This window comes from Thalassospira sp. UBA1131, from assembly GCF_002311515.1.
GTDB lineage: Bacteria > Pseudomonadota > Alphaproteobacteria > Rhodospirillales > Thalassospiraceae > Thalassospira.
Window position 1 is genome coordinate 35,114 of the sequence record NZ_DCAO01000006.1, and the last position, 14,143, is coordinate 49,256.

The 14,143-nt window shown below is 55.2% G+C and carries 11 protein-coding genes; 5 read left to right on the forward strand and 6 right to left on the reverse strand.

Annotation, left to right across the window (positions count from 1 at the left end; translation table 11 throughout):
* A partial coding sequence (locus B3Z49_RS00895) for a helix-turn-helix domain-containing protein (protein WP_296987481.1) occupies positions 1-192 on the forward strand: 192 nt, incomplete at its 5' end.
* Positions 193-205: 13 nt separating this feature from the next.
* On the opposite strand, the gene B3Z49_RS00900 is transcribed toward B3Z49_RS00895, so the two are convergent.
* The 4 genes from B3Z49_RS00900 to B3Z49_RS00915 form a co-directional block, all read right to left on the reverse strand.
* Entirely contained in the window at positions 206-943 is a 738-nt protein-coding gene (locus tag B3Z49_RS00900) for a hypothetical protein (RefSeq protein ID WP_296987483.1), read from the reverse strand.
* Between the two features lie 84 nt (positions 944-1,027).
* Positions 1,028-1,387, reverse strand: coding sequence for a TraR/DksA family transcriptional regulator (locus B3Z49_RS00905; protein WP_296987486.1), 360 nt, complete (start codon positions 1,385-1,387; stop codon positions 1,028-1,030).
* 100 nt (positions 1,388-1,487) lie between these two features.
* Positions 1,488-2,702 (reverse strand): hypothetical protein, encoded by a 1,215-nt coding sequence (locus B3Z49_RS00910; RefSeq protein WP_296987488.1) that lies wholly within the window; start codon positions 2,700-2,702, stop codon positions 1,488-1,490.
* Positions 2,703-2,847: 145 nt separating this feature from the next.
* On the reverse strand, positions 2,848-3,039 hold the full coding sequence (locus tag B3Z49_RS00915; RefSeq protein WP_238538628.1) for a hypothetical protein: 192 nt from the start codon (positions 3,037-3,039) through the stop codon (positions 2,848-2,850).
* A gap of 562 nt (positions 3,040-3,601) precedes the next feature.
* On the opposite strand from B3Z49_RS00915, the gene B3Z49_RS00920 reads away from it, so the two are divergent.
* The 4 genes from B3Z49_RS00920 (at position 3,602) to B3Z49_RS00935 (ending at position 8,793) form a co-directional block, all read left to right on the forward strand.
* A complete protein-coding gene (locus B3Z49_RS00920; protein ID WP_296987493.1) occupies positions 3,602-5,506 on the forward strand; it encodes an ABC transporter substrate-binding protein in 1,905 nt (634 codons plus the stop codon).
* Positions 5,507-5,551: 45 nt separating this feature from the next.
* The gene (locus B3Z49_RS00925) at positions 5,552-7,912 is read left to right on the forward strand and encodes an ATP-binding protein (RefSeq protein ID WP_296987494.1); all 2,361 of its coding nucleotides are present in this window, start codon (positions 5,552-5,554) and stop codon (positions 7,910-7,912) included.
* A 271-nt stretch (positions 7,913-8,183) separates the two neighbouring features.
* Positions 8,184-8,408: a hypothetical protein gene (locus tag B3Z49_RS00930; protein WP_062956730.1), complete on the forward strand. Its 225-nt coding sequence runs from the start codon at positions 8,184-8,186 to the stop codon at positions 8,406-8,408.
* Between the two features lie 157 nt (positions 8,409-8,565).
* Positions 8,566-8,793 (forward strand): hypothetical protein, encoded by a 228-nt coding sequence (locus B3Z49_RS00935; RefSeq protein WP_008888353.1) that lies wholly within the window; start codon positions 8,566-8,568, stop codon positions 8,791-8,793.
* A gap of 179 nt (positions 8,794-8,972) precedes the next feature.
* On the opposite strand, the gene gltB is transcribed toward B3Z49_RS00935, so the two are convergent.
* Together gltB and B3Z49_RS00945 are read right to left on the reverse strand one after the other, a co-directional pair.
* Positions 8,973-13,538, reverse strand: coding sequence for a glutamate synthase large subunit (gltB, locus tag B3Z49_RS00940; RefSeq protein ID WP_296987502.1), 4,566 nt, complete (start codon positions 13,536-13,538; stop codon positions 8,973-8,975).
* 29 nt (positions 13,539-13,567) lie between these two features.
* Positions 13,568-14,143, reverse strand: a 576-nt coding sequence (locus B3Z49_RS00945) for an FAD-dependent oxidoreductase (RefSeq protein WP_296987504.1), incomplete at its 5' end; no start/stop codon positions are given.

A 14,143-nucleotide genomic window follows, 5' to 3' on the forward strand; every position in this document is an offset into this window, starting at 1 on the left:
ACCGTTCCGGGGCGCGAAGATATTGGTGCGATGCTTGGCATTACCACCGAAACGGCCAGCCGGATCATCGCCGATTTCAGACGTCATGATCTGCTGGAATTCAAGTCACGCAATGTCTTTAACCTTAATCTTGTGGGACTGCGTGAAGTTGCGGGAATGGACGCCCCGGATGACGACAATTACGCCGACTGATCCCCGACAAATCCTATCTTGCGGCATCCTGCAAGACGGTTTGAAAGGCCGAGTTCGGCCCACAGGCCAGTGACAGCTTTTCGTATTGTTGCGGCGTATCGATCCGTTTGTGTTTTTCCGCACTCCGCCTGCGAATATCGTTCAGCCGTCTTTTGAAATCCCGGCCATATTCTGAAATCAGCCGCCGCATGGCGCGCTGTGCATTGTCCGCTGGCATCGGGAACATGGCACCAACCTGTCTGACGACATCATTGACCAGATCATCAAGGGCGGCACGAATGTCGGCCTCCATGCCCTGATTGATCTTCACATGTTCGCCTTCGTGGGCGTAAACCACATCATATTCGCACGTGCCGCGTTCAAGCTCGGACGCGATATAGACCAAGTGTTTGACGACATCGACCTTGGGATTGACCCGCACCGGATCAAGGCAATAACGGCCAAAGCCGACTTGACGCGGTTCAAAGCGCATATCGAACGATGCCTGAACTTCATATTCGGTGAGGCCCGTCACGAGAAAACGCGGACTGCCCCCCGCACGGCTGTTGAGCCAGCGCACCGAGCGGTGCCGATCAAGCATCGGATCCATGTGATTGAATTCAAGGAAGGCTTCGGGCGCGCTGATCGGCGCACATGTGCCTTGGGCACGGGCAAGCTTGGGGAGAGACACCAGCGCAGCCAGAACGATCAAAAGCGCGCACAAGACGCGGCCTTTTCCAATCTGATCATTGCGTTGCCCGAAAGCCGGCAAAACGTTTCTCCTGCCTGTAAAGAAAACGCCGCGCACAGAAACACCCGCACGCAGCGTTTGCGATATTCCCTTTACGCGCAACGATCAGCCATGGCTCACATGATCGGCGCAATCGACGCAAAGCGGTGTGGTCGGATCGAATTCGAGGCGCTTGGCCGCGATCGGTTCGCCGCAATTGTGGCAGTGACCGTATTGGTCGTCATCCATGCGCTTGAGGGTTTTTTCAATCTGCTCCAGCTCGACCACGCGGCGGCGTTCCTGTTCAAGATGCATTTCCTGATTTTGCAGGGCATCCATCCTTGATAAACGACCGACCGCCTGCTGATCCAGTTCGACCGGCTTGCGGTAGTCTTCCGAGTGGGTTGAATGTGCCAGAATCTCGGCGCGTCTTTCCTCCAGCCGGGTGCGCAATTTCGCAAGATCAATGTCTGTTCGATCCGTCATCCGAAACCTCATTATACGTTGTTGTTCTTAGCTATTAGTATGGGTGCAGTGATCCCTCTTTCGCCAATGCATAGATCAAATTATTCAAAGATTTTGCCGATCACCTGCAATTGCCGCAGGCATCGACGAGTTTTTCAAGCGCTGCCTTGGCTTCGTCATCATCGAGGCCTTCGGCTTTGATCTTTTTCTGGATTTTGCAGCAAAGGGCTGGCCCGTTCGGGAACGGCTTGTCGGTCCAGAACGGCGCGGTTGTGCCGAAATATCCCGCCTGATCAAGGAACGAGACGCCGTAGTAATAGGCGGCCCCGACCGAATTATAGAAGGTCGGGTCATCGATAAAACCGCCATCGGGCGTCATCGATTTGGTCAGACACCAATCAAGCACCAAGGCGATGTCCTTGGATGCTGCATTTTGTGTCGCGCCATCAACCTTTGCCCAGCCAAGATCAAAAATCTTGGTGACGTCATAATTGTTGTGATTGTTGAAATCCCCATTGTGCTTCCAGCCGAACGGATAGGCATCATCGCGGATCGCAAGGGTGGTGTTGAAGATCTGCGTCCACAGATCGACCTTGCCATGCTGGTAGGAGATATTGTGGAACGTCAGGCTGAGATCGCTGCTTTTGAGAACGCCCTGATCGGTCGTATCAAACCAACCGCCCCAATAACCGCTTTGACCATCCTGCCAGTCATCAAGCCATGATTTGTAGGCCGAGATGTAATCATCGGTCAGATCAAAACCCTTTACGTTGGTTTTGAAATAATCGCGGATTTCGCTTTTAAAGCACATCTGTGAAAGGGCTGCCGTAACCGCCCCAAGGGCATCGCGGCGATCCAGACCATCGGCGAAAATCCGCGATGTCTTTTGACCATCGAGCCAGGCTGTCATCTTGTCGGGTGTTGAAATCGGTTCCAGAAAACTGAGCGGGTATTCCGGCGCCTTGCCTTCATCGGCCAGCGTATTGACAGCATCAATCATCGCATCGACTTTGAGGAACCATTGATCGTAACACGGCCCCCAGGAGCCATCGCTTGCGACCTGTTTTTCCGCCCAGGCCTGATCGGGATTGTTCAGCGAACTGGCAAAGCCATCGAGCTTCTGATCAAGCGCCTTCCAGTCGGCGGTATATTGCAGCAGCCATTTGCATTCGATCATCTGTTGATCGGAGGCCACCATGCTGTTGCCGGTTTGCTGGGCGGCGATCAGTTTATCCTGAAGCGGGGCCAGCTTTGCGGCATATGTTTTTTGCTGCGCGACATAGTCGGGATCAAAAACGCAGAACTGCGCCGTGATCAGTTTACTAAAATCCGTCAAACCCCTGCCCCCGATGTTTCAAAAGATATCTATCATGTAAAACCATGACAAATACCCGTGCAGATCCAAAGCATTATCGACAAGCGGCGTAAAACAGCCGAAGGGATGGCATGGGATGGTAGGCGGGGTGGATGTGTGCTGGAGACTAGTTGCCCAGCAGCCAGTTGCGGATCACCCGCAATGCCTGTTCGGGGTCGGTATCGACGATCCTGGCGGCGACATTGGCCTTTTTGCGATCAATCATGCCGTCAATACCCGCCAGATTGAACCGGTCCTGATCGTCGGATCCGGAAACAGGCGAGACGCCCGCCGTTGTTGCGCGCAATCTTTCACGCAAACGCGAATCCGAACCCGATTCGTATCGGGGGATCGGTGCCGCGGGCTTTGGACCGGGTAAAAATGACGGTCCATTACCTGTTTTATCGCTGTTATCTGATTGCGTCATTGGCACAACTTTCGGTTCGCATTGTGACACAGTCATCATATTGGGCTGTCCCGACAGAGTGCAAATCCAATCACATCTTGCAAGGCGCTCTCTGCCGCTGCAGATCGTTATATTAGTTTAAAAGAAACTTTGATTTCCGGGCGTTTCGGATGCTAGGGTCGAATTAAAATAAGAAGAAAAAAGATGGGTACGACGCTGAATTTTTCCCAATCGAGCGGACGGTTTGATCATTTGATCACCGATGAAAATGCGTTTGAAAACCGAAACGCATTTCACATATAGCAATTTCACCGCGCAATGAATCGATACAAAAAAACGCGCGATTGCAAATTTTGTACTTCCACAACTCGATCACTCTATCTAGTTTGGGAGGATCAACATACCACCACTTTAGGGTAGTTGTCGCAATACTTTAGACCAGAGCACACAAATCCAAAAGGGGGGCCAGGTTTTTGTGAGGCACCATACTCTTATCCTGATTGTTGCACTGACCACAATGCTGACTGGCGTTGCCAAAACGCACGCCTTTGAATTTGGTGAAGCACCCGAACTTGCCAAACTGGTTGAGGACGGAAATCTGCCGCCGGTCAAGGATCGCCTGCCGACTGCACCGATGATCGTCACCCCCAATGAACGGGTCGGAACCTATGGCGGTACATGGAAAATGGCGCAGCGTAACAGCCGCGACCATGCCCTGCTGATCAGGACGATTGGATATGAGCCACTGCTGCGCTGGACCCCGCAATGGTCTTCGACCATCCCCAATGTCGCCCTGTCGTTCCAGCCCAGCAGCGATGCAACCGAGTTCTTTTTCCGTCTGCGGCAAGGCATGCGTTGGTCGGATGGCACCCCGTTCACGGCCGATGACATCGTTTTCTGGTACGAGGATATCCTGAACAATCCGGCCTTTGCCGATGCGGTGCCGGAATGGCTGACATCGGGCGGCAATACCGTGCAAGTCGACGAGATCGACCCCTATACCGTCGCGTTTCGTTTCAGCAAGCCATACGGACTTTTCCCGACCGCCCTTGCCCGCCCCGAAGGCGTTGAGCCGGTAAGCTATCCGGCGCATTTTCTGAAGCCGCTTTTGCCGAAATATAATGCCAATGCCGATGCCGACGCCCAGAAGATGGGTTATTCGGGTTGGAAAGAACGCTTTATCGACGTATTTGGGCAGCCCGGTACGATTGACGACCCGACGCGCTGGAACAATCCCGGTGTGCCGACCCTGAATGCCTGGGTGCTTACCGGGGTATATGGCAAGGACGATCCGCTGATCGCCAAGCGCAATCCCTATTACTGGAAAATTGATCCGACCGGCCGTCAACTTCCCTATATCGACACGGTTTCCATGACACTGGTGCCGTCAAAAAGTGCGGCTGGGGATGCGGCAATTGCCGGCAAGGTCAATATGCAGGAACGCCATATCGGCACGCACGCCAACGAAGTTCTGGCCCAAAACAAGGATCTTCAGGCCTTCACGCTGATTGAGAGCGATATGAATATCATGACCTTGTCGCTTAATCTTAATGACAAGGACCCGGTGCTGCGCGACATCTTCCAGAACAAGGATTTTCGCGTTGCCCTGTCATATGCGATTGATCGCGAGACCATCATTGATCGCTTTGTCCCCGGTGCCTTGCCCCATCAAGCGGCACCAAGACCGGAAAGCCCGCAATATCACACGGTGCTGGCGCGACAGTTCATGGCATACAATGTCGAACTGGCGCGGAGCTATATTGCCAAAGCGGGACTGACCACCATCAATGATGACGGCATCCTGTTGCGTCCGGACGGCAAGCCGCTTTCATTCACGATTGATACCGAGGGTGCGGAACGCTTTCAGATGCTGGACGCGGTCATGGGGTATTGGCGCGAACTTGGCATTGATGTCAGGGCCCGGAACCTTGCGCGTGACGAGTTTGTCGCGTTGCGCGAACGCAATGAACACAATGCCAGTGCGTGGGGCGGCGATGGCGGCCTTGATGCGATGCTCATCCCGATCAATTACCTGCCGATGTCTTCTGAATCGTCCTGGTATGCAACCGGATGGGCCAACTGGTACCTGAACCCGGAAAGCCCCGATGCCATCACCCCGCCCCAGGATGTTCGCGATCAGCTTGCGCTTTATGACCAGCTGAAAGCGACAGCAAATGCGGAAAAACAAAATCAACTGATGCGCGATATTCTCGACATCAGTGCAAATCAGTTTTACCTTATGGGAATTGCATTACCGCCAAACAGAAAAGGCGTGGTGGCACGGGACTTCCACAACGTTCCCAAGGTCATGCCTGCCGCCTGGAGTTATGCGACACCTGCACCGACCAATCCAAGTCAGTATTTTATTCAGCCCGAGTAAAATCCACGACAAACACGCATCATTCTGAATGGGGGCAGAATTAACTTGAGGACGCTGTTTGACCGACTGATCGGCAGTCTGGTTTTCAAGATCGCATTTGCGATCATTGTCGTGGAAACCATCCTTTTTGGTCTGTTTGGCGGTTATTATGTGAACTATTTCGGGGCCGAAATTGACCGCAGGATTGCGGAACAGATCAGCACACCCGGACGGCTTATCCAGCAGGAACAACTCAAGGTCTCTATTCTGAGCGACCCCGAGCAGATGGAACTTCTTCTCGGACGGCATTTGCAGCAAGCGCTGGCTGTCGGTTTTGACGGCACCATCTATCATTCAACCGACCCGTTGATGATCGGTGCGTCGATCAGCTCGTTACCCGACTTCCCGACCGAACAGCTTCGCGCCGACATGAGAGAGCAGACCCTGTTCACGGTTGATGACGATACCGGGTCAAGCATGGTCAGCATCACGCCGATCTTTGCGCTAAATGCCAATCAGCCCTTCATGTATGTCTATCTCAAGGTATCCACCAAGGGCCTTGAAGAAAGCCAGCGCCAGATGCAATCGGTGCTTGTGATCGGTTCCATCCTTTGTGTGTTGCTGACCTCTGCACTGATTTTCCTGTTTACCCAGCACACGGTGCTTAAGCGACTGATCACGGCGGCACAGTTTGTTAACAAGATCCAGGTCGGCAAGCTGAGTTCACGGCTGACACCGATGGGACGTGACGAAATCGGCATTCTGGAGCGTGGCCTGAACGCCATGGCCGAAAGTCTGGAACGCCGCACCCAGCAACATCAGGCAGCCCAGAATGCCTTGCGCGACAGCGAAGAGCGTTTCCGCGACTTTACCCTGTCTTCCGCCGACTGGTACTGGGAGATGGGCAGCGATTTCAAAATCGCCTTTGCGTCATACAAGTTTTATCAGCTGATCGAGGAAATCAATGGCTCTCCGCAGGGGCAGTCGTTTGACAAACTTGGGCTTCATCCGGAACATCCGGAAGGATGGCACTATCTGCAACGCCATCTTGATGAACATACCGCATTCTATAACGTCGAATTTTCCTGGACATCGCGGGATGGTGAAAAGCAGTTCGGGCGGATCAATGGCGTTCCGGTCTTTGCGCTGGATGGCAGTTTCAACGGCTACCGCGGGACGGGCAGCAACATTACCGAACAGCATCGCGCCGCCGAGGAACAACAAGCCTTGCAGCGCCAGCTTGCCACATCGCAAAAGCTTGAGGCGGTTGGCCAGATGGCCGGTGGTGTTGCCCATGAATTCAACAATTGCCTTGCCGGTATCCTGAGTTTCGCCGAAGTGGCACGTGCCAAGATTGATGATCCTGAACGGGTGAAGGAATATATCGATCACGTCATCTCGCTTGGCGAGCGGGCGACCGGTGTTGCCGACCAGCTTTTGATGTTTTCGCGCCGCAGGATTGATCAACCGAAAAATGTCCGGGTTGAAAGCATCTTTGCGGAGATGGAAAAACTGCTGGTGACCTTGCTAGAGCACCGGATTGATCTCCAAATCTGGGCCGACGAGGCCGACCTTCATACCCGGGTTGATCCGACGCAATTGTCGGCCTGTATCCTCAACCTTGCGATCAATGCGCGCGATGCGATGCCAGATGGTGGCACGCTTCAGATTTCATGTAGCAGTGCCGATATTCCGCCACTGGCACAGCGCGATGCCGATGAAGACGAGGATATCTATCCGCCAGAGGTCGAAGGCCAGTTTGTTGTCATCACCGTGCAGGATACCGGCACCGGGATTCCCGAAGACGTGATCGATCATATTTTCGAGCCCTTCTTCTCGACCAAGGAGCCGGGCAAGGGTACCGGACTTGGGCTTTCGATTGTTCATAGCTGGGTCGAAGAGGCCCACGGCTTTATCAATATTGAAAGTGTCGAGGGCGAAGGCACGACGTTCTCGATCTATCTGCCGCGTTCGGAACCGGGTGCGGAGCCAGAGGACGAAGTTGACGAGATCGGCGTGTTCCCCGGCAATGGCGAGCGTGTTCTGATTGTCGATGATGAACAGGCCCTGCGCACCACTGCCCAAATCATCCTCGAAGAGGCCGGTTATCGCACCGAGATCGCGAAAAGCACCGAAGAAGCGTTGGTGATCCTGCAAACGAGCACGGGTGATGCGGCATTTGATGTGATTGTGACCGACGTCGTCTTGCCCGGGCGCAGCGGCCCGCAACTGATCATCGAAGCATTGCGCCAAAACCCGCGCTATGGCGTGGTGTTCATGTCGGGTTACCCGGCACGATCGCGCAAGGAACTGGATAATCTTTTGGGCAATTACGTGTTTGTCAAAAAGCCGTTCCGCCCCGGCAAGTTGCAGAAAGCGGTTCATGATGCGCTCAAACTCGCATCCGAACGGGCGCAGTCGAGCTGACATCGCTTCTCAACGGGTCGAGTCCCCAACCCTGACCATCGCGAAATCGCGGAATTTTCGCCGAATGGTTAAAAAAATCTTACCCGCCTATATTAGTTAAAATGCTTGCAAACCAAGCAATTGGCAGGGTTTGGATTACGACAGCACTGGATAGTGTGACAACCATCACTTATATCAACCTAACAAGCCCATACCGTGAACTTCAGACAGATTTGAAGAACCCGGTAAAGATTGATGGGCATCGCCCACCCGGACAGATAAAGAGGTCAGGATGATCGGCTCAGTTCAAGGTTCAGGACTTGGTTCAGCGGCACAGGCCGTGAATGATGCAATTACGCCCAAAGGTGGTGCAGACCCGTCTTTGCCTTTCGCAGCCGCAGAAGGTGCGATCAATAAGGCGACCGGTCTTGCCAAGGTGATCGGCTCCATCGTCACCGAACACCAGCCGCTTGAAACCAGCGGCAATCGTGGCACCAAGGTTAATATCCTAACGTGATTTTTCCCTCTCGTTAGCTTCCTCCGGGGTGGTCTTTTATGGCCACCCTTCTTTCTGTCTGGACCACGGATTGCGCTTTGATGCCGCCCGTCACGCGATCATGACAAACGTCTGACCACGTGCTAGGGTAAGCCCAACATCAATCGTGGACGATCAGATGACCACCAACAGAATTGGCACAGGCTCCTCCCAGACAGGCCTTCAGGATGCGCGCGCGCGTCCGCAGGGCGGTATGGTTTCGCGGGGTCGCGTTGGCGCCAATTCCGATCAGCCGTCCTCTGACAGTTTCATCGCATCCCAGCTTGCCCGCCTGCGCAACCTGATCGCAACCGATCAGATTGACCATAATGCGCGGCGCGGGACCTACCTGAACATCGTGCTTTAACCAGCAATACCGTATCATTGCGTCGTGACGTTCCCGTCAGGAACGCACGCATTTGACGTGCCTTCGTGGGTTCAAGCAAAGCAACTCCCCCAAAAGAAAAAAGCCCCGTACCGAAGTACGGGGCGAGTTCGTTTGTCCAGGTGTGTTGGACAAGGGAGCTTGCGCAAAAGCGTGAGGGATCACGCAGTTGCCTGGTTTTCGCTCTCGGAGCGAATGGGGTGTTCCAGCTTGTCGACGATTTCCTTCGGCACGATCTGCCAGAAGTTGCCGCGTTCACGGTCCCAGTTATCGAGGATTGTGCGGGCGAAACCACTTTCGGTTTCGGCCACATGCTCTTCGATCAGAGAACGGCAATGTTCGTCCCAATGCTGGGTTTCAATGCGCTGATACAGGATAGAGCCATCATTAACGACATCGGCAAAGGTATTGTCGCGGTCATAGATGAACGCCATGCCACCGGTCATGCCGGCACCGAAGTTTTCACCAACGGAGCCCAAAATGACAGCCGTGCCGCCGGTCATGTATTCACAACCGTTCGAACCACAGCCTTCGACCACGACGGTCGCACCGGAGTTACGCACACAGAAACGTTCACCGGCCTGACCAGCGGCAAACAGCTTGCCGGCGGTCGCACCATACAAAATGGTGTTGCCGATGATGGTGTTTTCGTTGGTCTTAAGCGAGCTGCTTGGGCGCGGACGCAGAACGATCGTTCCGCCCGAAAGGCCCTTGCCGACATAGTCGTTGGCATCGCCCTGAACTTCGATCTTGAGCCCCTGCACGGCAAAGGCACCAAGCGACTGACCAGCCGAGCCCCGCAAACGGACATGGAGATGGCCCGGTTTCAGGCCGGTCATGCCGTATTTCTGCGTGATCAGTGACGACATCCGGGTCCCAATCGCACGCTGGGTGTTCTGGATGTTGTACTGCAGCTGCATCTTTTCGCCGTCTTCCAGAAGCGGACGGGCATCCTTGATCATCTGAGCATCAAGGGTGTCTGGCACTTCGTTACGGCCTTCGATGGTGCAGAAGCGGGCATGATCGCCAGCATCTGCCTGTGCCAGAAGCGGGTTAAGGTCAAGGTCAACAAGGTCCTTGGCGCCACGATGAACCTGCTGAAGCAGGTCTGATCGGCCAATAACTTCTTCGAGGCGGGTGTAGCCAAGCTCGGCCAGAACGTCTTTGACTTCCTCGGCCATAAAGGTGAACAGGTTAACCAGCTTGTCTGCGGTACCGACGAACTTGGCACGCAGTGCCGGATCCTGGGTACAGACACCAACCGGGCAAGTGTTCGAATGGCACTGACGCACCATGATGCAACCAAGTGCGATCAGGGATGCGGTACCGATACCGAATTCCTCGGCACCGAGCATAGCACCGATCACCACGTCACGGCCGGTTTTGAAACCACCGTCAACGCGCAGCTTGACCTTGTCACGCAGGTTGTTGAGCGTGAGCACCTGGTTGACTTCCGACAGGCCCATTTCCCACGGAACGCCGGCATATTTGATTGAGGTCTGCGGGCTTGCACCCGTACCACCGTCATAACCGGAAATCAGGATCACGTCGGCTTTTGCCTTGGCAACACCGGCGGCAATCGTCCCGACACCCGAACGCGACACCAGCTTGACGCAGACGCGGCAGCGCGGGTTGATCTGTTTGAGGTCATAGATCAGCTGTGCCAGATCTTCGATCGAGTAGATGTCATGGTGCGGCGGCGGCGAAATCAGCGTCACACCCGGCGTTGCATGACGCAGCTGGGCGATTTCCACAGTGACCTTGAAGCCCGGCAACTGACCACCTTCGCCCGGTTTTGCACCCTGGGCGACCTTGATCTGGATTTCTTCGCAGTTGTTGAGGTATTCGGCCGTCACACCGAAACGACCCGATGCGACCTGCTTGATCGAGGAACGCGCATTGTCACCGTTCGCACGCGGACGGAAACGTTCACGCGATTCACCACCTTCACCGGAGTTCGATTTCGCACCGATGCGGTTCATGGCAATCGCCAGAGCTTCGTGCGCCTCGGTCGAGAGTGCGCCGTGGGACATGCCCGGGGTTACGAAACGCTTGCGAATTTCGGTGATGCTTTCGACCTTGTCCTGATGAACAGGGCTATGGTCACTGCGGAAATCAAGAAGATCACGCAGATGAAGCGGTTCACGCGACCGCAGACCTTCGGAGAACTTGCGGAAGGTGTTGTAGCTGCCAGACGTCACAGCGGACTGCAAGGTGTGGATCAGCGGACCGGTCCAGACGTGACGTTCACCACTGCGACGGTATTTATACAGACCACCCACCGGAAGCGTCACGACATTGCCGTTAAAGGCTTCTTTGTGCTGGGCGATGGTGCGGCGCTGAATACCCTGAAGGCCGATCCCCGAAATGCGCGACGGCATGCCCGGGAAGAATTCAGCCACAAGCGACCGCGACAGACCGATGCTTTCGAAGTTATAGCCACCACGATAGGAGCTGATGATCGAGATGCCCATTTTCGACATGATCTTGAGCAAACCGGCATCAATTGCGGCCTTGAAGCGCTGCATGACTTCGGCGGTGCTGTTCACATTCGGGAACAGGCCACGCGCATAACGATCCAGCAGACCTTCCTGTGCGAGATAGGCGTTGACCGTCGTCGCACCGACACCGATCAGAACGGCGAAGTAATGCACATCCATGCATTCGGCCGAGCGAACGTTAAGCGAGATATAGGTGCGCAGCGACGTCTTGACGAGGTAGCTGTGTACACCACCGGTCGCAAGGATCATCGGGATCGCGGCACGGGTTTCGGAAATGCCTTCGTCGGTCAGGATGATGTGCAGGGCACCGCCGCGCACAGCTTCCTCGGCTTCGCGCTGAATGCGGGTGATCGCATCACGCAGGGCCGTCTGCCCACCACCAATGTCAAAGGTGGTGTCGATTTCAACAGCACTTTCGCCCATATAGCCGCGCATGGCGTCATACTCGGCGTTGGTCAGAACCGGGCTTTCGAGCTGCAGCAGATCGCACTGGCTTTCATCCTCATCCAAGATGTTGCCAAGGTTGCCCAGACGGGTTTTAAGGCTCATGACGCGCGCTTCACGAAGACTGTCGATCGGCGGGTTGGTGACCTGCGAGAAGTTCTGACGGAAGAAGTGATGCAAACCGCGATAACGATCCGACAGGATCGCAAGCGGGGTGTCATCACCCATCGAGCCGATGGCTTCCTTGCCGTCCTCACCCATCGGGTGGAGGATCAGTTCAAGGTCTTCGTGGGAAAGGCCCATCGCCTTTTGCATGCGCAGCAGGCGTTCTTTTTCGAAATGTGCCGGTTCGGCATGTTCCGGTGAAATCAGATCATCAAGCACCTTGGTGCGGCCAACCCATTTCGACCAGTCGCGACGTGCTGCCAGCTGATCTTTCAGCTCGGCATCATGCAGCAATTTGCCTTCTGCGAGGTTGACGGCAATCATCTGGCCCGGGCCGAGGCGGCCTTTTTCAACGCAGGCTTCCTCGTCGATATGAACCATACCGGCCTCGGAACCGGCGATCAGAAGACCATTGCCCGTCACTGCATAACGCAGCGGACGCAGACCGTTACGGTCGGTGCCACCCATCAGCCATTTGCCGCCATAGGCCGCAAGGGCGGCCGGGCCGTCCCACGGTTCCATCACAGCGTTGCAATAGGCATAGAGGTTTTTATAGCTGTCTGGCGTGGAGGCCTTTTTCGACCAGGCTTCGGGGACCATCATGGTTTTGACCATCGGAAGGTCACGCCCCGAACGCACCATCAGTTCGAACACGGCATCAAGGGCGGCCGAGTCAGATGAGCCCGGCTGGATCACCGGCTTGAGGTCATCGATGCTGTCGGCATAGGCATCATGTGCCATGCGTGCTTCGTGGCTTTTCATCCAGTTGACGTTGCCGCGCAGCGTGTTGATTTCGCCGTTATGGGCGAGAACACGGAACGGCTGTGCCAACGGCCAGCTCGGGAAGGTGTTGGTCGAATAGCGCTGATGATAGACGCAGAAGTTCGAAATGAAGCGATCATCGCGCAGGTCGGGATAGAAGGTATCGACGTCTTCGGCCAGGAACATGCCCTTGTAGATCACCGAACGGCACGACATCGAGCAGATGTAGAAATCCTTGATCGCCTCGGAAAGCACGGCCTTCTCGATGCGGCGACGGATGGCATAAAGGTCGATCTCGAACTTTTCTTCGTCGACGTCATCACGGACACCGATCAGAACCTGTTCGATTTCCGGGCGGGTCTGGTTGGCTTTTTCACCGATGACCGAGACATCAACCGGGACCTGACGCCAGCCGAGAATGCCGTAACCCTGTTTGAGGATTTCGGTTTCAACAATCGCACGGCAACGTTCCTGTGCGGCCATGTCGATACGCGGCAGGAAGACCTGACCGACAGCGATCAGGCTGTCCGGGGCTTCCTGGTTGATGACCTTAAGATATGCCTTGAAGAAATCCTGCGGGATCTGAAGGTGGATACCCGCGCCATCACCGGTCTTGCCGTCGGCATCAACAGCACCACGGTGCCAGATGGCTTTCAGCGCCTCGATACCGGCTTCGACAACTTCGCGACGCGGTTTGCCGTCAATCGCACCAACCAGACCCACACCACAGTTGGCGTGTTCTTCGGCCGGGTCATACATGCCACTGGCTTCAAGATGTGCTGCGTTCTTTTCAAAACGGGCGATGTCGGCAGCGCCACGGTTCTGATCCATTTTATCCTGAACGATCTTGTTCATATCGTCTCTCTCCTAATGCGGCAGCGGGCTTAAGCAGCAGCTTCTTTGCGCGCCAGCAAATACTCATCAATCCGGTCAGCCGCATCACGGCCATCGCGAATTGCCCAGACCACAAGCGAGGCACCACGGGCAATATCACCCGCAGCAAACACGCCATCGAGATTGGTCATCATGGTGCGGAAGTCGATCTTGACCGTCCCCCAGCGCGACACACCCAGTTCCGGTGCATCAAACAGGGTCGGCAAGTCTTCGGGTTCGAAACCAAGCGCCAGGATGACCATGTCGGCATCCATGGTGTAGCTGGAACCTTCGATGATTTCCGGGCTCTGACGGCCACCGGCATCCGGGGCACCAAGGCGCATCTTGACGGCACGTACACCGGTTACCTTGTCATCGCCGACAAAGGCTTCGGGGTTGGTCAGCCAGACAAACTCGACACCCTCTTCCTCGGCATTGGCGACTTCGCGCTGCGAGCCCGGCATGTTTGCGCGGTCACGGCGATAGAGACACTTAACCGATTTGGCACCCTGACGGATCGCGGTACGGACACAGTCCATGGCGGTATCACCACCACCGATCACGACAACATTCTTGTCCTTGGCATT